This window comes from uncultured Slackia sp. (genome assembly GCF_934630525.1).
Taxonomy (GTDB): domain Bacteria; phylum Actinomycetota; class Coriobacteriia; order Coriobacteriales; family Eggerthellaceae; genus Slackia.
Map to the genome: position 1 here is coordinate 309,284 of NZ_CAKTVX010000001.1, position 20,689 is coordinate 329,972.

Annotated in this window: 21 protein-coding genes; all 21 read left to right on the forward strand. The window is 61.9% G+C overall.

Features of this window, described 5'->3' with window-relative positions; translation table 11 throughout:
• The first annotated feature begins 45 nt into the window (after positions 1-45).
• The 21 genes from Q0D41_RS01425 (at position 46) to Q0D41_RS01525 (ending at position 20,616) form a co-directional block, all read left to right on the forward strand.
• Positions 46-459, forward strand: coding sequence for a hypothetical protein (locus tag Q0D41_RS01425; RefSeq protein WP_294374059.1), 414 nt, complete (start codon positions 46-48; stop codon positions 457-459).
• Between the two features lie 176 nt (positions 460-635).
• The gene (locus tag Q0D41_RS01430; RefSeq protein ID WP_294374062.1) at positions 636-1,235 is read left to right on the forward strand and encodes a ParB/Srx family N-terminal domain-containing protein; all 600 of its coding nucleotides are present in this window, start codon (positions 636-638) and stop codon (positions 1,233-1,235) included.
• 19 nt (positions 1,236-1,254) lie between these two features.
• Positions 1,255-1,974, forward strand: a complete 720-nt coding sequence (locus Q0D41_RS01435) for a site-specific DNA-methyltransferase (RefSeq protein ID WP_294374065.1) — start codon at positions 1,255-1,257, stop codon at positions 1,972-1,974.
• A 100-nt stretch (positions 1,975-2,074) separates the two neighbouring features.
• Positions 2,075-2,452 (forward strand): helix-turn-helix domain-containing protein, encoded by a 378-nt coding sequence (locus Q0D41_RS01440; protein WP_294374068.1) that lies wholly within the window; start codon positions 2,075-2,077, stop codon positions 2,450-2,452.
• A gap of 2 nt (positions 2,453-2,454) precedes the next feature.
• Positions 2,455-3,648 (forward strand): PBSX family phage terminase large subunit, encoded by a 1,194-nt coding sequence (locus tag Q0D41_RS01445; protein WP_294374072.1) that lies wholly within the window; start codon positions 2,455-2,457, stop codon positions 3,646-3,648.
• Positions 3,648-5,066 (forward strand): phage portal protein, encoded by a 1,419-nt coding sequence (locus Q0D41_RS01450; RefSeq protein WP_294374074.1) that lies wholly within the window; start codon positions 3,648-3,650, stop codon positions 5,064-5,066. The genes Q0D41_RS01445 and Q0D41_RS01450 overlap by 1 nt, the downstream gene beginning before the upstream one ends.
• Positions 5,067-5,069: 3 nt before the next feature.
• Positions 5,070-7,181 (forward strand): phage minor head protein, encoded by a 2,112-nt coding sequence (locus tag Q0D41_RS01455; protein WP_294374079.1) that lies wholly within the window; start codon positions 5,070-5,072, stop codon positions 7,179-7,181.
• On the forward strand, positions 7,175-7,510 hold the full coding sequence (locus Q0D41_RS01460; protein ID WP_294374083.1) for a hypothetical protein: 336 nt from the start codon (positions 7,175-7,177) through the stop codon (positions 7,508-7,510). Before Q0D41_RS01455 ends, Q0D41_RS01460 begins: the two co-directional genes overlap by 7 nt.
• Positions 7,511-7,704: 194 nt before the next feature.
• Positions 7,705-8,178 carry an HK97 gp10 family phage protein gene (locus Q0D41_RS01465; RefSeq protein WP_294374085.1) on the forward strand — a complete coding sequence of 158 codons (474 nt, stop codon included), beginning with the start codon at positions 7,705-7,707 and terminating at the stop codon, positions 8,176-8,178.
• A gap of 148 nt (positions 8,179-8,326) precedes the next feature.
• Positions 8,327-8,872: a hypothetical protein gene (locus Q0D41_RS01470; RefSeq protein ID WP_294374088.1), complete on the forward strand. Its 546-nt coding sequence runs from the start codon at positions 8,327-8,329 to the stop codon at positions 8,870-8,872.
• Positions 8,873-8,874: 2 nt separating this feature from the next.
• Positions 8,875-9,870 carry a major capsid protein gene (locus Q0D41_RS01475; RefSeq protein WP_294374090.1) on the forward strand — a complete coding sequence of 332 codons (996 nt, stop codon included), beginning with the start codon at positions 8,875-8,877 and terminating at the stop codon, positions 9,868-9,870.
• A 2-nt stretch (positions 9,871-9,872) separates the two neighbouring features.
• The gene (locus Q0D41_RS01480; protein WP_294374092.1) at positions 9,873-10,286 is read left to right on the forward strand and encodes a hypothetical protein; all 414 of its coding nucleotides are present in this window, start codon (positions 9,873-9,875) and stop codon (positions 10,284-10,286) included.
• The gene (locus Q0D41_RS01485; protein WP_294374094.1) at positions 10,283-10,630 is read left to right on the forward strand and encodes a hypothetical protein; all 348 of its coding nucleotides are present in this window, start codon (positions 10,283-10,285) and stop codon (positions 10,628-10,630) included. The genes Q0D41_RS01480 and Q0D41_RS01485 overlap by 4 nt, the downstream gene beginning before the upstream one ends.
• On the forward strand, positions 10,623-10,991 hold the full coding sequence (locus tag Q0D41_RS01490) for a hypothetical protein (RefSeq protein WP_294374097.1): 369 nt from the start codon (positions 10,623-10,625) through the stop codon (positions 10,989-10,991). Before Q0D41_RS01485 ends, Q0D41_RS01490 begins: the two co-directional genes overlap by 8 nt.
• 8 nt (positions 10,992-10,999) lie before the next feature.
• Positions 11,000-11,590: a hypothetical protein gene (locus tag Q0D41_RS01495; RefSeq protein ID WP_294374099.1), complete on the forward strand. Its 591-nt coding sequence runs from the start codon at positions 11,000-11,002 to the stop codon at positions 11,588-11,590.
• 16 nt (positions 11,591-11,606) lie between these two features.
• Positions 11,607-11,984 (forward strand): hypothetical protein, encoded by a 378-nt coding sequence (locus tag Q0D41_RS01500; protein WP_294374102.1) that lies wholly within the window; start codon positions 11,607-11,609, stop codon positions 11,982-11,984.
• Positions 11,985-12,272: 288 nt separating this feature from the next.
• Entirely contained in the window at positions 12,273-14,687 is a 2,415-nt protein-coding gene (locus Q0D41_RS01505) for a hypothetical protein (protein ID WP_294374106.1), read from the forward strand.
• The gene (locus Q0D41_RS01510; protein ID WP_294374109.1) at positions 14,684-15,544 is read left to right on the forward strand and encodes a hypothetical protein; all 861 of its coding nucleotides are present in this window, start codon (positions 14,684-14,686) and stop codon (positions 15,542-15,544) included. Before Q0D41_RS01505 ends, Q0D41_RS01510 begins: the two co-directional genes overlap by 4 nt.
• An 11-nt stretch (positions 15,545-15,555) precedes the next feature.
• The gene (locus Q0D41_RS01515) at positions 15,556-16,491 is read left to right on the forward strand and encodes a hypothetical protein (protein WP_294374110.1); all 936 of its coding nucleotides are present in this window, start codon (positions 15,556-15,558) and stop codon (positions 16,489-16,491) included.
• Positions 16,492-17,661, forward strand: coding sequence for a hypothetical protein (locus Q0D41_RS01520; protein ID WP_294374113.1), 1,170 nt, complete (start codon positions 16,492-16,494; stop codon positions 17,659-17,661).
• 3 nt (positions 17,662-17,664) lie between these two features.
• Positions 17,665-20,616: a hypothetical protein gene (locus Q0D41_RS01525; protein ID WP_294374115.1), complete on the forward strand. Its 2,952-nt coding sequence runs from the start codon at positions 17,665-17,667 to the stop codon at positions 20,614-20,616.
• Positions 20,617-20,689 lie beyond the last annotated feature (73 nt).

The window sequence follows — 20,689 nt, forward strand, 5'->3', positions numbered from 1 at the left end:
CGGCGGCGAGATACGCGGGAAGAGGATAGAGTACGAGGAAGCAAGATGATCGTATACGGGAACCGCAAGGACGGCAGAAAAAGCCCCACGGTGCAGGAGCCGTACGAGCCTGGCGCGAGGCGGGAGCCGCCGATGAAGAGGCTGCCGCGCTGGTGCCTGGTCGACGGGAAGGAGTACCCGACGATAACGGCCGCCGCGAGGGCGATGGGTTGGAGCCAGCCGCGGTTGAGCTCGGCGCTGAAGCGCGGAATGACGGAGCTCGACGGCCATTCCATCGCGCTGTCGAGCAAGGTGAGCTTCATATCGATGCCGAACAGCTCGCCGATGATTATCGGGGGCGTGAAGTACTGGAGCATCGCGCAGGCCGCGAGGGAGACGGGCATAACCAAGGGGAAGATATGCAGCGCGAGGCGAAGGAATGCGAAGGAGGTTGGCGGGATGCCCGCCGTGTGGCTATGAACGGTTCACGACGGCGTTTTACGGCGTTTTACGGTACTTTGTGACACGTTACGGATAATTAGGGAGGCCGCGAGAGCGGTTTCCTTCCTTTTGGCCCAGGTTCGCTCATGCCTGGGCCTTTTCTTTTGCTGTGACCGACCTGCGACAATGGAGTTACTGACCAGGAAGGAGACGGCATGAAAGAGCAGCCTGAGCTGTCGGTCGAGGAAGTGCCGACCGACGAGTTGATTCCATACGCGCGAAACGCCAAGATTCACACCAACGAGCAAATCGACCAGATTTGCAGCTCCATCGAGGAGTTCGGGTTCAACGACCCCGTGGCTGTTTGGGACGGCCCCGAGGGAACCGAAATCGTGGCGGGCCACGGTCGCGTCATGGCTGCGAAGAAGCTGGGAATGGCGAAGGTGCCTATCATCCGCCTCGACCACATGGACGACAAAGAGCGCAAGGCCTACGGGCTGGCGCACAACAAGCTCACGATGAACACCGGCTGGGACTTCGCGAAGCTCGACGCTGAGCTGGACGAGCTTGCGGGCGAGTTCGACATGGCAGACTTCGGGTTCGACGATATGGATCTTCCAAGCGACGACGATGTGGAGATAACCGAGGACGAGCCTGACAACGACGCCAGCGGCAGAGTGCAATCTGGCGAGCTTTGGCGCATGGGAGGGCACGTGCTGTTTTGCGGCGACTCGACCGACGCGAAAGCCGTCGGTCGCTTGATGTCGGCGATGCCCAGCGCGGGGGGCGGCGAGCGCAGACCTGCTTCTGACTGACCCGCCATACAACGTCGCATTGGGGCAGCACGACAGTCCGAGCGAGGCCAAGCAGCTGCACAGGCGCACGGATGGGCTGGTCATTGCGAACGACAGCTGGAGCAGCGACGAGGCATTCGTCGAGTTCCTACGCTCCGTGCTTTGCAGCGCCTTGTCGGCAATGAGGCCCGGCGCGGCCTTCTACGTCTGGTACGCATCTACGCAGAGCGCCAACTTCCTCGAGGCCGCAAAGAGGGCCGGAATGGACGTGAAGCAGATTCTCGTCTGGGCCAAGAACACCTTCGCGCTTGGGCGGCAGGATTACCAGTGGCGGCATGAGCTGTGCCTGTACGGCTGGAGGGGCGGCGCGGCGCATTACTTCACAGACAGCCGCAAGGAATCGACCGTCATTACCGACGACCGCAGCCCAAACGGCATGAGCAAGGCTGAGCTCGTCGAGTTCGTCAAAGACCTGCTCGCGCAGAAGGGCGCGACAACGGTGCTCGAATTCGACAAGCCGACGCGAAGCGAGCTGCACCCGACGATGAAGCCCGTCGGCCTGTTCGCGTACCAAATCATGAACAGCACAAGGCGCGGCGAGACCGTCCTCGACATGTTCGGCGGCAGCGGAACCAGCGTCGTCGCGTGCGAGCAGACGGGGAGGCACTGCGCATGCATCGAGCTCGACCCGCACTACGCCAGCGTCATAGTCGACAGATGGGAGCGCCTGACGGGTGGAAGCGCCGAGAGAATCGGCTGACAGCACTAAAAAAGCCCTGGCGCAAGCTGGGGCTTTCTTGTGACTGCTGGCGTAACGTTTCTGGCAAGCAACGGATATCTACCTGCGGAAACGTGAGCCAATGTCTAAAGAGAAACTTACCAAAGAGGGAATCGAGAAGGCGGTGAAGTACTGCCGCGCCGGGCTTCCTGACTGCCAGATAGCGGCGATTCTCGGCGTTCCGAAGACTACATACAGCCGATGGATAAACCACCCCACGACGGCGAACCAGCGAGAACTGTGCGAACGCCTTAAAAAGGCCGACGCGGAGCGCGAGGCGAACCTTGTCTCGCGCATCATGAGGGCATCCGATGACACGTGGCAGGCGGCTGCGTGGCTGCTTGAGCGCAGATACCCGGAGCGGTACGCAAGGCCGACGAGGCCAGAGGACAACACCGACACCGCCGTGCTCAAGGCGGCCAAGGAGCTCGTCTCGGCCGTCCCTAGCGCGATCAGGTAGCCATGCTGACGAGGATGCAGCAGGAGTACCTGCAAGAGTGCACGCACCGATGGAACGTGAAATGCGGCGCGACGGGCAGCGGCAAATCGTACCTCGACATAGCGGTGACGATTCCGCAGCGAATCATGGCGGCGAGGGGCGAAGGCCTGCTCGTGATGATTGGAAACACCCGCTCCACCTTGGAGCGCAACATCCTGGAGCCCATGCGCTCGCTCTACAGCGACGACGTGGTGGGGAACATCCGCGTGGACAACACGGCGATAATCTTCGGCAAGAAGGTGTATTGCCTGGGCGCGGACAAGAGCAACAGCGTCAGCAAGATTCAGGGCGCGACGTTCGAGTGGGTCTACGGCGATGAGGTGACCACGTGGGCGGAGCCCGTGTTCCAGATGCTCAAATCGCGCCTGCGCTGCCCCCACAGCCATTTCGACGGCACGTGTAACCCCGATTCGCCTAACCACTGGTTCAAAAGGTTCCTCGATTCAGAGGGAATCGACATATACCGCCAGGACTACACCATCTGGGACGGCGCCCTGCTTCCCGAGGTCGTGGCGCAGCTCGAAGCCGACTACGCGGGCACCATCTACTACGACCGATACATCAAGGGCCTGTGGACGCAGGCCGAGGGCCTTATCTATCCCGACCACAAGAACGCAGCAGAGGCCCGATTCGAGGGCGATGCGGAAGAGTACGCGGTGTCGTGCGACTACGGCACTCAGAACGCCTTCGCCGCTCTTCTGTGGGCACGCGGCGGGGGCTGCTGGCACGTGGTGAAGGAGTACCGATACAGCGGGCGCGACACGGGGCACCAGAAGACCGACGCGGACTACGCGGCGGACATGGCGGCGTTCCTGGGCGGTTTGCCGAGGGACACGCCGTTCATAATCGACCCGAGCGCGACCAGCTTCCACGCGGCGATGCGGCAGGCTGGCTTCAAGGTGCGCAAGGCGCGCAACGACGTGGCAGACGGCATCAGGGAGACGGCCATGTGCATGGCCAAAGGCAAGGTGAAGTACGCCGACGATTTGCCAGAGCTGGCGAAGGAATTCGCTGGCTACGTGTGGGACGCGAAGGCCGACGGGGACAAGCCCGTGAAGGTGAACGACCACCTGATGGACGCGCTGAGGTACGGGGTCGCGACCTTGCGCATGTGGAAGGAAAAGAGCACGTACATTTCACCGTTCAAGGGGGTTTGATGGGTTCCAATTCGACAATCATCACGTATCAGGAGCTTTTGGAGGATGGCGCTACGCCTGGCTTCGTCAAGGAGGCCATCGAGCGCCACAAGGCGAGCGAGATGTACAAGAATGCCCGAAGCGCCGACAACTACTACCGCCAGCGTAACGAGACAATCTGCAATTTCACGCGCACGCTGTTCGGCACCGACGGCAGCCGATTCGACGATTTCACGGCATCGAAGCTGCGAATCGCGAGCAACCTCTTCAAGCGCCTGAACGTTCAGCGCTGCATGTACTCGCTGGGCAAGGGCGTGAGCTTCGTTGAGGTCGGCGAGGGCGGCGAGGACACCACGAAGGCGAAGATGGGGCCTCGCTTCGACGACGACGTGAAGCAGATAGGCCTCAACGCCTTGATTCACGGCATCTCTTTTCCATTCTGGAACCTCGACCACATCGACGTTTTCTCCGCGACCGAGTTCGCTCCGATTTGGGACGAGACCTCTGGCGCGCTGATGGCTGGCATCCGTTTCTGGCGCTTGGATTCGACGCGCCCGCTTCACGCGGTGCTGTACGAGCAGGACGGCTACACGGCCTTCGACGCGAAGACCACCGACGATTTGCAGGTATGCCCAGAGGGAAAGCGCCCGTACAAGGCCACATACGCAGAGGTGCCGGCCGACGGCCTGAAGCTGGCCGTGGACGAGGAGAACTACTCGCGCCTCCCCATCATCCCGATTTGGGGCAGCGACGCGCATCAATCTACCCTCGTGGGGCTGCGCGAGAGCGTGGACGCCTACGACCTAATCAAGTCTGGCCTGGCGAACGACACGCAGGACTGCGCCGAGATTTACTGGATCGTGGAGAACGCTGGCGGCATGAAGGACGAGGACTTGCAGCAGCTGCGAGACCGGCTGAAGCTGACGCACATCGCGAACGCCGACACCGAGGACGGCGGCAGGATTTCGCCGTACACGCAGGAGGTGCCGTATGCGGCCCGCAAGGCCGTGCTCGACGCAATCAAGGCGGACATGTACGAGGATTTCGGCGCTTTGGACGTGCACACCGTGGCAGCAGGCGCGACCAACGACCACATCGACGCGGCGTACCAGCCGATGGACGAGGAGGCCGACGAGTTCGAGCGCCATATCCGCGAGGGCATCATGGATTTGGTGGCGTTGCAGGGCATCGTCGACACGCCCGTTTTCACCCGCAACCGCATCAGCAACGTGCGCGACCAGGTGGAGACGGTTCTGATGGAGGCGGAATACCTGGACGACGAGACCATTCTGCGCAAGCTGCCCAACATAACGCCCGACGAGGTGGCCGAAATCCTGAAGCGCAAGGACGAGGAGGCGGCGGACAAGATGGCCGCGCTTCCCCCAGCGTTGCAGGCGAACGCCAAGCAGGACGATGGCGAAGAGGAAGCCGAGGAGTAGCGCATGAGCGACCAGGCGCACGACTTCGCGGAGCGGAAGATAGCCGAGTTCCAGGCCGACGTTTATGAGACGTACCAGCAGGCGCAGGCGGACGCGCAGGAAGCCCTCTCGCGGTTCCTCAAGCGCTTCGAGAAGGAGGACGGGGAGCAGCGGGCGAAGGTGGAGGCTGGCGAGCTCTCCGAGGCCGACTACAAGGCCTGGCGCAAGGGCAAAATCCTGCGCTCAAGGCAGCTCTCGAGCACGCTCGACCAGGTTTCGCAGGCCATGACCGATGCGAACCAGGTCGCCATGGCTGCGCTGAGCGGCAAGCTGCCCGAGGTGTACGCCGAGAACGCCAACTACGCCGCCTTCTCCATCTGCAAGGACACTGGCGTGGCCGTGGCGTTCGACCTCGTAGACCCCGACACGGTGGGGCACATGCTCACGGCTGGCGCCGCGCTGCTCCCCGCCGTTGACGTGGCGAAGGATATGGCGTGGAACCGCAAGCTTGTCTCATCGCAGCTGACCCAGGGCGTTTTGCTGGGCGAATCCATTCCGAAGATAGCCCGCCGAGTGCAGAACGTCACGGGCAGCAACATGGCAACGGCCATGCGCACGGCCAGGACTGCCGTGACGGGAGCTGAATGCGCGGGGCGCATGAGCAGCTACAAGCGGGCGAAGGGCATGGGCATCAAGCTCAAGAAGGAATGGCTCTCGACGCTCGACAACCGCACGCGACACAGCCACAGGCAGCTCGACGGCGAGCGCATCGACAACAAGGAGAGCGCCAAGTTCTCGAACGGGTGCCGCTATCCTGGAGACCCGCAGGGGCGTTACGCCGAGATTTGCAACTGCCGCTGCACTGTGATCGCAGCCGTGGAGGGCTTCGAGACGGACGATGCCGAGCGGTGGAGCAAGCTGCCAGAGGACATGACGTATGAGGAATGGAAGGCTGGGGATGCGGCGAGGCCACCGCACGACAGCAGCGGGCGCACGATGGGAGAGTTCTTCGAGCAGCCGAGCGTGAAGGCGCAGCTAGAGAAGCGCGGCATGACCGAGGCGCAGGGCCGCAAGGCGTTGTCTGAGCACTTGAAAACGCGAGGGGCAAGCAGTAGCACGTTCAAGTCATTGCAGAGGATTGAACAGCAAAGGGCATGGAGCAACGCCCTTAAGAGTATTGAGATGGGGCCACTTGGAGGCTTCGTCCCGGTAGGTATGTCTGAAACCAGGGCGCAGCGAGATTTGGCCGTCGATATGGCCCATATACTGGCGAAGTCGAAGGACGCTGACATAAAGGCGCTATACCGGAAGTATGGCCCGCAGCTGGTGATTGCAATCGACGAGCCCGGAATCGGATGCTCGTTCAAGCGCAAACTCGGCGGCGTAGAGCTCGATATAGCCAGAGTGAAACGCGGTAACGAGGTCTACTTGCATCACGAGGTAGCCTTCCATGAGTTCGGCCATATGATAGATTGGCTTTCTTCTGGACGGAAAGGGCTTACGTCAAATGGCAGTGGAATCGTTGAATGCATCGACAACGATTGGACTTCGTATATCGGCAAGGCTGCAAAGCGCAAGGCATCGAATAAGTTCAACGAACTGTCGAAAAGCGACCCGAGTGAGGCAATCAAACTGATTCGCGAACGGGCGAAGGAAATCGGCGAGCGCAGCGTGGTCAGACTTTGCAGAGAAGCAACGCGTGCGAATAGGGAATATGGCACTGGTTGGCGCACGCTCCTCGTTCAGCTGATGGACGACGAGAGATTTGCAAAGGTCGCAGATTCCTTGCTCGACTCTAATGCGCGATGGGAGCTAAAGTATAATAGAAGGGAGCTGAACAACCTGGTAATTGCCGACTTGAAGAAGCTCGTAAACGAAAGGACGAAGCATTCGTACTACGATGCGAGCGACGTTATCGAAGGAGCAACGGGAGTACCGTTTCCGCTTGGGGCGGGACACGGCGGCGATTATTTCACGGATGCGCTGAGCGGCGAGGAAAGACGAGCCACGGAGTTCTTCGCCGAGGCGTGTTCTGCGAAGGTCATGAATGACGGGTCGTTGGAGATACTGCGCGAACTGTTCCCGACGGCAATGGGGCGGTTCGAAAGAATAGTCAAGGAGGTTCTCGAATGCTGACGCAAGAGCAGGTGATTGAGGCCGAGGATGCATACCGCGCCGCCTTTTACGAAATCCCCGGCTGGATGCTCCGCTTGAGCGACGAGGAATTCGTGAAGCTTGCAAACGATGCGGTCGAGAAAGGGAACCCCCTCCCAGAGCAACTAGAGTCCGAGCAGGCCGAAGAAGAGAAGGCGAATGCGGCGATTCGCGAGTACCAAAAACGCTTTGGCGGAGTGCCGTGGGCGTTTCAAGGTATGGACTGCGCAAAACTCGTCGATTTAGTCGAGAAATCCATAAGGACAGGTAGGGAGTACGTGCCCGAGTACGACGAGGGTGCTCTGTACTAAGAAAGGCCCGCTTCGGCGGGCCTTTTCCTTTGCTGTGACAATCCCGCGACAATTGAGCCCTAAGCCCGCAGGCTTCGAGTTACAGGGGCCGCAACCCTGGGCCTGCGGGAAGTCGCCGCGTTCGTGCTACGTGCGGTTCGGGCGGCGCGGAGTGCCCTGGGGAAACTTGGGGCATTTCGTTTTTAGGGGGACATATGGCGGGAAAGCAGGGCTTCAGCGGAAAGAACGACACGTACACCGACCGCAACGGCGACGTGGTGCATGGGATGCGCGAGAACGGCTTCACGAGCGGCAATACCAAAGGCCTGCTCGCCTCCGACATCAGCGGGCTGCTCGAAGTGCGGGAGAACAACACGCAGGCGATTGTAGAGGCGATAAACAAGGCGCTCGCGAAGGCGATGGAGGAAATCGGGCTCGTGGCGGAAGGGTACGCGAAGAAGGCGTGCCCCGTGGACACTGGCCGCTTGCGTAACAGCATCACGCACCTCGTGGGAGACGGCGGGCGGGCCGCGTACATCGGAACCAACGTCGAATACGCCGTGTACGTCGAGGAAGGCCATTCGACCAGGAGCGGAACGAAGGTCGAGGGCGTGCACTTCCTCAAGAACGCGGCCACGAACCACGGAGACAAATACCGCGCGATTCTTCGCAGCAACATGGGCAAGTGAGCATGCCCCATTGGAGCGTCCCTTCGGGGGCGCTTTTTTGATGCTGTGACCAGCGGCGCAAAATCGTACCAAGACGCGGGCAAGGCAATGCCCGCAACCAGCCACGAGGCAGCGTGGCGACATTCCGAGGCAAAGGAGAAATTGGGATATGGCACTGACCCGACGCATGCTCAAGGCACTGGGCATCGAAGACGAGAAGGCAGAGGAAATCATCTCGGCGCACATCGAGAGCACGGACGCCCTCAAGGCGCAGCGAGACGAGTACAAGGCGCAGCTCGAAGCGAAGCCCGCCCCGAAGCAGGAGCCGAAGGCCGAGCCGAGCGACGAGTACAAGGAGAAGTTCGAGGCCACGGAGAAGGCCTTCGAGGACTTCAAGGCCAAGGTCGAGGGGGAGAAGGCGGCGGCGCAGAAGAAGGCGCTCTACCGCGACCTCATCGCCAAGGCTGGCGTTGACGCGAAGCGCATCGACGCGGTGCTCAAGATTTCCGACCTGGATTCCGTCGAGGTCGCGGACGGGGCCATCAAGGACGCCGACAAGCTGGTCGAAGGCATCAAGGCCGACTTCGCGGACTTCATTCCCGTAATCACGACAGAGGGCGCGAGCGTCGCCAAGCCCCCAGCGGGCGACGGCGGAACCGCGGCCCCGAAGACCCTGCGCGACGCTTTGCGCGAGCGCTATGAACAGAAAGGCTAAGAATGGCTATCACCCTCCAAGAGGCAAAGGTCGGAATGGCCGACCACGTAGACCAGAAGGTTATCGACACGTTCCAGCGTTCTTCGCTGCTGCTCGACAAGCTGACGTTCGACAACGCGATTTCCCCCGGCACTGGCGGCTCCACGCTGGCGTACGGCTACACCCAGCTCAAGACCCCCGCGACCGCAGGAGTCCGCGCAATCAACAGCGAGTACACCGCCAACGAGGCCAAGCGCGAGAAGAAGACCGCGAACGCCATCATCATGGGCGGCAAGTTCTCCGTCGACCGCGTGCTCCAGAACACCTCGGGCGCCGTCGACGAGCTGACTTTCCAGCTTGAGCAGAAAATCAAGGCTACCGCGAACGAGTTCCATTACTACGCAATCAACGGCAAGGCGGCTGGCACAGCGACCCCTGGAAAGCCCGACGGCACGTTCGACGGCCTCGCGAAGCTGCTTTCCGGCTCCTCCAACGAGCTGACCTCCGAGGTCGACGTTTCCACCGGAGACCTCATGACCAAGAACGCGCAGGCGTTCCTCGACGAAATCGACGCCCTCCTCTCGCAGGTCGACGGCGCGAACATGCTGATGATGAACGGCAAGATGCTGACGAAGTTCCGCGGCATCGCACGCCGCGCTGGCTACTACGAGCGCACGAAGAACGACGCTGGCAACGTCATCGAGACGTACAACGGCATCCCGATGGTCAACCTCGGCAAGTACTTCAACGGCACCACCGCCGTAGACACTGTCGCGGACACCGCGGCCACCGCATCCGCGCTCGGCAAGTCCGACATCTATGCGGTTTCCCTTGGCCTCGACGGCTTCCACGGCATTTCCCCCACCGGCACTGGCGTCATCCAGTCCTTCATGCCCAACATGTCCGAGCCTGGCGCGGTCAAGACTGGCGAGGTCGAGCTTGTCGCTGGCGTTGTCCTGAAGAACACGCTCAAGGCTGGCGTGCTCAAGGGCATCGGCACCGCAGCGAAGCTGGGCTAGCGATGCTTGAGGAAGTGCTGCGAAGCCTGAACAACTGGTTCGAGCGCGACTACGCCACGGGCGTTTTCGAAATCTCGGGCGGAAGCATCGGCCTTCCCGAGGGCTGGCTGCTCGACGGGCAGTACTTCCGCATCGAGGGAAGCGTTTTCAACGACGGGCTGCACCAGTGGCCCGCCGTTGATTTGCAAGACGAGACGTTCACGGGCGAGGTCGCGGCATTGGCGATTCCCAAGGCCGTCACCGAGCTGGCGGCAAGCATCGGCGAGTGGCAGGCGAAGTACGGCGAGGAGGCGGCGAGCCCGTATTCCTCGGAGAGCTTCGACGGCTACAGCTACACGAAGGCGGAAGGCGCGGAAGGCTCCGCGAATTGGCGCGGCGCGTTTAGATCCGAGCTGAACCGATGGAGGAAGCTATGAGCCTTTGGGAGGCTGCAATGCAGCCGTGCACGCTCTTCGAGCTGAAGCGCGTCAGCGACGGCGAGGGCGGCTTCGCATCCGTCTACGCGCCATCGGCTCCGTTCGAGGCGGCCATCAAGCTCGATTCGAGCACCGAGGCCCGCATCGCGGCCAAGGAGGGCGCGGAAGACCGCTACACGGTCACGACGAAAGCGCCGCTCAAATTCCACGATGTTTTCCAGCGCTCATCCGACGGCCAGACCTTCCGAATCACGTCGAACGGCGAAGACCGCAAGCCGCCGAAGGCCGCGAGCTTCGAGTTCTACCGCCACAGCGCCGAGGCCTGGGAGGTGCCCAATGAATAAGGAGGCGGCCTTCAAGGCCTGGGCCGAGGGCTTCGGCATTCCCGCCTACGCGGAGAACGCCGTCCCCGAGGACGCGAAAGAGCCCTACATGACCTACTACCTCCCCACGGCGATGTTCGGCGATGGGGAGCAGGCCGCGACGCTGAGCCTTTGGTACCGCACCACGAGCGAGGCGCTTCCGAACGCGAAGGCGCGACAAATCGGAAAGGCGCTTGCGCGCGGCGGCGCGATTGCCGCTTGCGACGAGGGGGTTCTATGGCTCAAGCGCGGAACGCCGTTCTGCCAGCCCATGGACTCGGGCGACAGCGCCGTCAAGCGCCGATACATCAACGTCTCGATTGAGTACATCACGAATTACTAGGAGGTCGAATGAAATACAGCAAACTGCCTGCTGACATGTTCAAGAACATCCAGTTCAACGCGGGCATGATCGTAACCGAATTCAACCTTGAGACTGGAGAGGCTCCGGAGAATGCGCGACTTGGCGCAACGTCTGGCGGCATCAACTTCACCGCCACGCCGACGTTCTCGGACTACGGCGAGGATATTGACAACTGTCCAAAGAACATGAAGGAGATGAAGCGCCTCGATTCTTGGGAAACGAAGCTCTCAGGGACCTTCGTTTCTCTAAACACCACAGCTGGAACGATGCTGTGCGCCGCTGCTGACGCGTCTGGCGGCGGAATCATCCCTCGTTCCGTACTGAAGAGCACCGACTTCAAAGACCTGTGGGTTATTGGAGACTACTCGGAAATCAACGCAGACGGCACCACGGGCAAGGCTGGCTTCTTGGCCATCAAAGTGCTCAACGCGCTCTCGACTGGCGGGTTCCAGTTGCAGACAGGCGACAAGGCGAAGGGCCAGTTCGCGTTCGAATTCACTGGCCACTACTCGATGGAAGACCCCGAGAAGGCCCCATTCGAGATTCATATCAAGCAAGGCACCGCGGACGCGGCGTAAATCGAAAGGGAACCGCATGAAATTCTATGAACTCACGGCAAAGCAAGCCATGGACTCGATGGCGCTCATCGCGGAAGCCGCCGAGCACATCATGCAAGGCGGCGTAGGCGAAGACATTCTGGGCGAAATCAAGGCCTACCGAGGATTGCAGAAGAAAGACGCGAGCGACGCCCTCGATTGGGCGATGGGCGTAGTCGCGAACTACATTCCGCGCTTGATGAAGGAGAACGTCGAAGACTTGTACAAGATTCTGGCGGCGGTGGACGGCCAAAGCCTGGAAGAGTACGAGGCGTGTTCCGACGTGCGAAAGATCGTGAAGGACGTTGCCGACCTCAAGAAGGCGTTCGGCGAAGGCGGCGAGCTGCGAGAAATGCTGTCGGGTTTTTTCGATTAGCGGCCCGCGACCCGTCCCTTATATGGCTCTGCATGGGCGAGTACGCAGGAGTAAAGCGTGCTCGCCCTTTTTTGCGTTACTGCCAGGCCAGGCACGAGCGCGAGGACGAAGAGCGGAGCTGGCGGGTCTACATGAGCACGCAGGCCGCGCTCACGCCCCAGCACAAATTCATAAAGCAGCCCTGGAGGGAAATCGTAGGTTCTGCCCGGAAGCCCGTGGACAGGCGAAGCGCAGAAGAAATCGCGGAGGAGGTATTGGCTAAAGCGAAAATCTAGGAGGTGGTGCAGATTGAATCTGCTCGACCTGCTTATCAAAATCGGCGTGGACGACAAGGCGTCGGACAAAATCGGAGGAATAGCGTCCAAGGTCACGGGGACTTTGGGCAATGCTGCTGGCTTGGCTGCGAAGGGCGTTGCGGCCGCGGGCGCGGCGGTGACTGCCGCCACGGCGGCGGTCACGAAGCAGTCGCTCGATGCCTACGCGGCCTACGAGCAGAACGTGGGCGGCATTCAGAAGCTCTTCGGCAACATGGGGCAGAGTCTTGAGGACTACGCCGCGAGCATGGGACAGAGCGTCGACCAGGTGAGCGCTAAGTGGCAATCGCTGGAGAACGCGCAGAACACCATGCTGTCGCAGGCGCAAGAGGCCTATAAGACCTGCGGCATGTCGGCGAACCAGTACATGGAGCAGGCGACAAGCTTCTCGGCATCGCTCATCAGCTCGCTCGGTGGAGACACCGAGGCGGCGGCTGCGCAGGCGCAGAAAGCCATGGTCGCCATGAGCGACAACGTGAACACGTTCGGCACCGACATGCAGGACGTGCAGAACGCGTTCCAGGGCTTCGCCAAACAGAATTACACGATGCTGGACAACCTCAAGCTGGGCTATGGCGGCACGCAGGAAGAGATGAAGCGCCTCATCTCCGACGCGAACGAGTACGCCGCCAGCATCGGCGAGGCTTCTGACCTGAGCATCGACAGCTTCTCCGACATCATCACGGCAATCGACCTCATCCAGCAGAAGCAGCAGATCGCGGGCACAACCTTCCGCGAGGCCGCGACCACGATTGAAGGCTCGCTGAACATGGCGAAGGCCGCGTGGGAGAACTGGCTGACTGGCCTGGGCGATTCCGACGCGGACATGTCGCAGCTCACTGAGAACCTTGTCACGAGCGTGGAAACGGCGGCTTCGCAGGTCGTGCCGCGCGTGGCCGAAATCCTGGGGACGCTCATCGGCACCGTGCCTGGAATGGTGGCCGAAATCGGGCCCACGCTCGTGTCTTCCGCGGGGCAGATAGGCGATTCGGCAATCGAGGCGCTTCGAGCGTCGTTCGAGGGCAACGACTTCGCGCTCGGGCTGGTGAACGGCATCGATTCGGCGCTCGACGAAATCGAGCAGAGGTTCAACGGCTTCAAGTCGCTTTGGAGCATGGGCGACAACCCCGTGGAATCGTTCACGCTCGTTGCGAAGAACGCGCTCAACATGCTCAACGGCGATATCGAGGCGCTTACGGGCAACTCCCATTTCGCCGACGCGATAACAGGGGCGCTGCAGACCGTCGCCGACTTCGGCGCGAAGGCGGCTGAGGGAATCGCGCAGTTCCTTGAGAGTTTCGACGGAACATCCGCCATGGAGGCCGCCGCGACCGTCATAGACACGGTGGCTGGCTTCATCGGGCACCTGGCAGACCAGGCGGGCGAATACCTCATGCCAGTGCTTGAGGCGGCTGGCGAGGCCATGTCGGCCTTCTTCCAGGCCGTGGCCGACGCGCAGGTGTGGCTTGAGCCGCTCGCGACGTTCCTCGGCGACGTGCTGGTGGCAGCGCTCGAAATCGTGGTGGCGGCTTTCACCTTCGCGGTCGACACTGTGACGCTGCTCGTGAACGCCGTGACCGAGTTCGTAAACTTCCTTTTGGGAGTCCCCGCAAGCGTGCAATCCTTCGTCGACCAGGTGGGAGCTTTCTTCGGTCAGCTTCCTGACCTTATCGGCGGCTTCCTCGCGGGCGTGATAGCAAGCATCGGCGCGTGGGTCTCGGGAATCGTGGCCCAGGCCGTGCAGGCTGGCTCGCAATTCCTCTCAAGCGTCGGGAGCTTCTTCGGACAGCTGCCGGGGCAAGTCGGGGGCTTCCTCTCCTCGGTGATAGGCACCGTGGGAGGCTGGGTTTCGAGCATGGGCTCGAAGGCGGCGGAAGCGGCCTCGACCTTCGGCTCGAACCTCATCAATGGATTGATGGGAATCGTCGGCCAGGCGCAATCGGCTGGCTCGGCGATTATCCAGGGCGTTATCGACGGCATAACGGGAATGATCGGGGCGGCGGGAAGCGCCATCGAGGGCGTTTTGAACACGATAGCGAGCTACCTGCCGCACTCGCCCGCGAAGCGCGGCCCGTTCAGCGGCAAGGGCTGGACGCCGTACAGCGGTCGCGCGATCGTGCACGGCCTGGCCGAGGGCATCGCGGAACTGGCCGACGAGCCTGCGGACGCGATGGCCTCCGTGATGGAGGGCATTTCCGCCACGCAGGCGGTTGCGGACGCTGCAACTGTCGTTGGGGTTGATCGGGGACACGGCGCGGCTTCGGGCGGCGACCGAGGTCGCACAATCGTGCAGACGTTCAATACGAAGGTGGTGCGAGCCGACTCGGATTTATATACGGCAGCGCCAATCATTTATCGAAACGCCATGAGGGAGGCGAGCCTAGCATGACCGATGGATTCATAGAGATTTCCGACGGAAGCAAAGCCGTAAGGCTCGCCCTCGCGCCAGCCGAGGGCCTTTGGACTGCCAACAGGACGCCCCTCAAAGGCTGGTGGGGCACGCCTGACGCAAAGGTCGATTTGACGGAACGACAGGGCGCTGACGGCGCACACGCGGTGCTCTCCGATGCTGTGGTTTATTCCGCCCGCACCGTGACTATCGATTTCGCCGCCTATTCCAGGTCGGTAGCGCTTGAGGCCATCGCGGGCTTGCAGGCAATGGCGGGGCGCATCGTCAGGGTGCGCGTCAATGCCGACGGGGAGGACACCTATTGCGACGGGTATGTCGAAACGAAGCTCGATGATGTTGTCGGCGCGTTTGCGTCCGGGACGGTCACCGTTGTTTGCCCCGACCCGCGCCGCCGCTCGTCGGAGAAGCGCACTGCCATCCTGCTTCCGTCTGGAACGGGGGCGGGAGCGGGGCTGCGGTATTCGCAAGGGCTCTCTTACCCGCTCTCGTATGGGAAGGGTGCCACCGACGCGCGCAACGTCGGCGTTGTCGAGAACAGGGGCACCGCCCCGGCGTGGCCCGTTGTTGTCGCCCGTGGGCCGATGCCCGACGGATTCAGGCTCGATATCTCGGGCGATGGCTGGGCGTCTTCTGTGGAGTATTCCGCGCCGGTGCGCGGTTCGGTTGAGCTTGACTTCCTGTCGCGAACGGCGAGGGCGGGAGGCATCGATGCGACGGCAAACGCCTCGATAGCTGGCTGGCATTCGGTGCCGCCTGGCTCGTGGGCGCGGTTCGCTTTGCAGGGCGGCGGCGCGGCCGGCTCCGCGATCGTCGAATGCAGGGATACGTACATCTAAGGAGTTGCATCATGACATGCATCACGACAGACAGGACGGCGCTTGGCATCGCCCAAGACGTCGACGGAAATGGGCTAGACCCGCTGACTCATCGCAAGCTCATCCAGGCGAAATGGGAGAACCCTGGCATCGTTTGGGGGCTTGATGTTTCGGCTTCCAAGACAGGTGGCCTCAAGTACGACGTCTCGGAAGGCGTTGCGGTCGTATGTCGAAGCGAAGCCGACGGCTATGCCGAGGCATACTTTGGCGGCGGGACAATCGAGCTAGACCCCGCAGACGCGTCGCTTGGAAGACTCGACGTTATCTGGATTCGCGCGCACGACGCGAGCCAGGGCGACGTGGACAATCGCATAGAGGTTGGGTGTACCGCTGGAACGCCGAAAAGCGGCGCGCCTGATGTTCCCACATTGCCGACTGGCGCGGAGATAGTTCGCTTCGTGTATGTCGATGCTGGACAAGTGGCAGCGGACGACGCGAACTTGACGGACGGCCAGCGCGTGGCGAGCCTTCGCAATGTATCGCGTGGAGACGATGGCAGCGGCCAATGGCTTAACCACTCGAACGGCCGCAAGGTCAACATCGGCGAAGCATGGACTTTCGCAACGCGCGAGGTGTCTGTCGGAACGGCGTACCGCGAATACCTGGCGCTCATGGCGGTCAGCGTTTGGGCGAGCGATTGCCAAACGAAGGAATGGCTCGGCTCAGGATACGTCGACCTCCTTGTAGATGGGAAGGTGGAACAGACATTCCGATTCACCTGCTCGCCTTACGTCACCGAGACAAAGGGCTTCTTCTGGACGATTGGCTTGAGGAAGGGCAAGCATACTATCGCAGCTCGGCTTTGGGGAAGCGGGACCGACGTTATTTCGTCTGTCACGACCCAATACCAAGACGGCTATTTCCCTGGCTGCTACATGCGTCTTATAGATTTGGGGGCGAACGGATAGATGTGGCGCTGCTATCTGTGCGACACCGCAACTGGAGCCGTCAGGTCGCCAATCGACATCCCGAGCCTTTCGTGGTCGCTCACGGTATCCGATGCAAGCCTGTCTACAACGAAGGGCAAGGGCACTGGCGAGGGCGAGGCTCGCTCCATCGTTGTTCCGTGGTCGGCCGTCCCGGGCTCGACATGGCGCGAGAAGGCGTCAAGCCTATCGGCGGGCAGGCGAGCGCTGCTGCTCGGCTGGGACGATGGCGGCTCGTTCTATCCTGTGGTGTTCGGGGCGGTCGGGGCTCGAACCGACACCGTTGACGACACGTCGTTCTCGCTTGATTCGGTGATGCAGATTCTCGCAAGCCGCTATATGGTGCGCGAAGGGGAGTTCTACAAAGGCGCGGGGGCGTTGTCGTTGTCTGGCCTGTCGCTGCGGGCTATCGCCGCGAATGTTGGCTGGTACTGCACGGAGGGCAAGCCTGGCGGGTCTCTGCCCATCGACTGGGGCGATTTCTACGAGAAGGGCGAGCATGAGCGCACGTACTGGCCGTACAACGTGTCCAACCTTGCATGCGCCGACATCTTCGAGAAAATCGCGAACGTGATCGGAGGCCCAGACATCGCGTTTCGCCCGTATATGGCCGACGGCGCTCGCGTGCGCCTCAGGTTCGAGGCTGGCAGCGACGCGGACGCGTATATAGGGCAGCGTTCGGTCAGGACGTTGCGCATAGGCCCTGGCGGAAACGCGGGAAACGCCAGCGTGGCGCATTTGGCTCCAGTCTCCCGCGTGTACGCCACGGGCGCGGGAAGCGAGGCCGAGGAGCTGGTGCACCTGGCCGAAGACCTGTCGCGCGTGAATGCGGCCGACCCGTGGCCGCTCATGGAAGAGACGTTCAACGACTCGTCGGCGGAGGACGGCGCGCTCCTGGCCGCGCATGCCGGCGGCAGGCTCGCGGCCGACTCGCGCCCTATGGCGCAGCTGACCTGCGAGGTGAACCTGGGCGACGCCGACGCTCCGCGCCCAGGCGACCTCTGGCCTGGCGATGTTGTGAACGTTCGCTTCCAGGGCTTTCCGACTGTGCCAGACGGCGACTACGCCCTGAGGCTCATGCAGATGTCTGGCGACCTCGGCATGTCGGTGAGGCTCAAATTCGACCCGTTTATAGACCCGATGGAGGTATAGGGGATGGCAATACACAGGGATTTGACGCCCGATTTCCGCGAGAGCGTTGCGCGCACGGCGCTAAAGGCCCTGCATGCCGCCAATTCGCAAGAAACGGCGGGCAACGGCACCGTGAGCGTGCGCAACGCCGACGGAACCACTACCGTCATAGGCGCTGGCGCGGGCGTTGACGAGACGGGCGCGCCGAAGGGAATTGACAGTTTCAGGGGCGATACCGTGCCGCCGGGAATGCCGCTCGGCGTGACGTTCTCGTCGGTGTCATGCGACGCGACGGCGTACTGGGACGGCAGGCTCGAAGGCGGGGTCCCCGCCGATTTCGACCGCGTGGAATTCTATGCAAAGAATGGCGAGAAGACGTCAACGATGGGGTGCCTGACCGAAGCTGGCAGTCTTTCCATGCTGTTCGATGCGGGCGACCATCTGGCCTGCTGGGCCGTGGCCTTCGACGTCCAGGGCAACGCGAGCGTCAAGTCTTCCAACGTCGCCCTCAATGTGGTCGATGTTCCCAGCCAAGCGCAGGCTGCGGCCGACGAGGCTAAGAAGATGGCCTCGGCGGCGAGCGCTGACATCTCGAAACAGGCCGAGGAGGTGCGCAGAGTCGATGCGAAGGCCGACGCCGCCAAGCAAGCCGCAGCCGCAGCGCAGTCAAAGGCAGATGCAACGGCCTCCGACCTCGATGCGACGAAGGCCACCGTGGAGAGCCACGCTGGCGAGCTTGGCGAGCTGTCTAGCAAGGTGAGCAACGCGGCAACGAAGGCGGATTCCGCCCTCGTCGCGTCAACCGAGGCGAAGCAGACCGCGACCGAGGCCACCACCAAGGCCGAGACGGCCTACAAGGACAGCCAAACAGCGCTCACCGCATCCACGACCGCGACCCAGACGGCTTCAAAGGCCCAAACGACCGCCGAGAGCGCGGCTGAGACGGCCAATGACAGTCTGAAGCAGTCGAGCCAGGCCACCCAGACGGCCAACGAGATGAGCGCAAAGCTCGCGACGGAATACCAGACCAAGGCCGATGCCGACAAGGTGTATGCGACGCAGGCTAGCCTCAAGGCCACCAGCGAGAGCATCGCCAGCGAGGTGTCGAAGACCTACGCCACAAAGGCGACCGTCGACGCCTTGCAGAACATCGCCGACAACGCCATCGAATCATGGCGCGGAAGCGGCGCGCCCACGGCCGAGAACAAGCCCGCGAGCGATTGGACTACCGTCGCGCTCAAGAAGCAGCACAACGGCGACCTCTATTACGACAAGGCCACGGGCAAGGCCTACCGCTGGGGCAGCGACGACGGCATTGTGTACACGTGGGAGCTGAACCAGGATTCCGACGTTACTAAGGCGCTGAATGACGCAAGCGCCGCGCAGTCAACAGCCGACAGCGCGGCAACCGCCGCATCGAAGGCGCAGAGCGCCGCCGACGCCGCGGGCAGCAAGGCCGACGCCGCCCAATCCGCCGCCGACACCGCCAAGAGTGCGGCAGATAGCGCGGCGGGCGCGGCAAGCAAGGCCCAGGGCGACGTTGACAAGCTCAAGGTTGACATTCCCGCGACATACGTCACCAAATCGTCGTTCGAGCAGACCGCCGAAAGCATCACCGCCAACGTGACCAAGGCGCAGCAAACCGCCGACAGCGCCGTGACCGCATCGACCAAGGCGCAGCAGACGGCCGACGGCATAAGCGCCGAATTGTCGAAAAGCTACCAGACGAAGGCGCAGGCCGACGCGACCTACGCCACGCAGGCGAGTTTGAAAGCCACCAGCGAATCGCTCACCGCCAACGTGACGAAGGCCCAGGGAACCGCCGACGGCGCGGTAACGGCGGCGTCCAAGGCGCAGCAGACCGCCGACGCGGTTACGCTCAACCTGTCCAAGAACTACACCTCTACGGCCGATGCCGACAAGAAGTTCGCCACCAAGGCCGAAGTCACGGCCACAAGCGAGAGCATCACTACGACCATCGCGGCCGTGGAAGCCACTGCCAATGGCGCGAAGAGCACCGCCGACTCGGCCAAGTCTGCGGCCGATAATGCTTCCAGCAATGCCTCGTCGGCATTGACTAAGGCCGATGCCGCCGCAACGGATGCCTCGTTAGCGAAATCGACTGCAAGCACGGCCTCGACCAACGCGTCGAGCGCATTGAGCAAATCGACCACGCTTGAGACGCTGATTCGCCAGTCTGGCAACGGCATCGAAGTCGCCAAGAAGGTGGACGGCTCCTATACGTCCACCAAAACGCTGACGGATGAGACGGGCTTCTCGATTCTGAGCAGCATGGGAGCGGTACTGTCGAAGTTCTCGGACAGAAAAATCGAGCTTGGAAAGAATTCAGCCGATGCCGTTATAGAGCTTTGTGACGGATACGGCGTCATTTCCGGAACGAACGGTGGCGGCGTGAGATTAGCTTCGAAGACGACCAACGGATTCAATGGCTCGGTAAACGTGGGCGTATCTGGGGCGGGGATTGGCGGGAACTATGGAGGCGTGGAGCGCTATGCGTATGTTTACGCCGATGCTGGGCCGGAAGAAGGCATCGTAATGATTGGCGGCGATAAGTTGTACGTCAACCCGCCCAGGAAGTCCGATGGAACAGACCAGAGCAGTGGAATCAGCATGGTGGGCTTTGCCAACATGATCGTCGACAGCGGCTGGAGAACAGTCTGGAGCGACACCAACCATACCGTCAAGATTCGGCGCGTAGGCTGTTGCGTGACGCTGTTCATCTACTCCGACACCGGCAGCTTCGGCACGGATTGGAAAAAATGGACGAAGATTTCGGACGACCTAAAGCCGAGCTTCGACGTGTACGCCGCCGTGGCGGCGGGCGCGAACACCGGCAGCAACAATGTAATGCTCGCGGACGTGTCGTCTGACGGCTACGTGTACGTCAAGACCATGGGCGGAACGTGCACGGGCGTGCGCGGGCAGGTCACGTGGTTCTTGGACACCGACGGATAGAAACTGAGACAAAGCACACAAAGAGAGCTGGAGACCCAGGCGGGAGGCGATTTCAAAGCCGAACCCGCCTGGG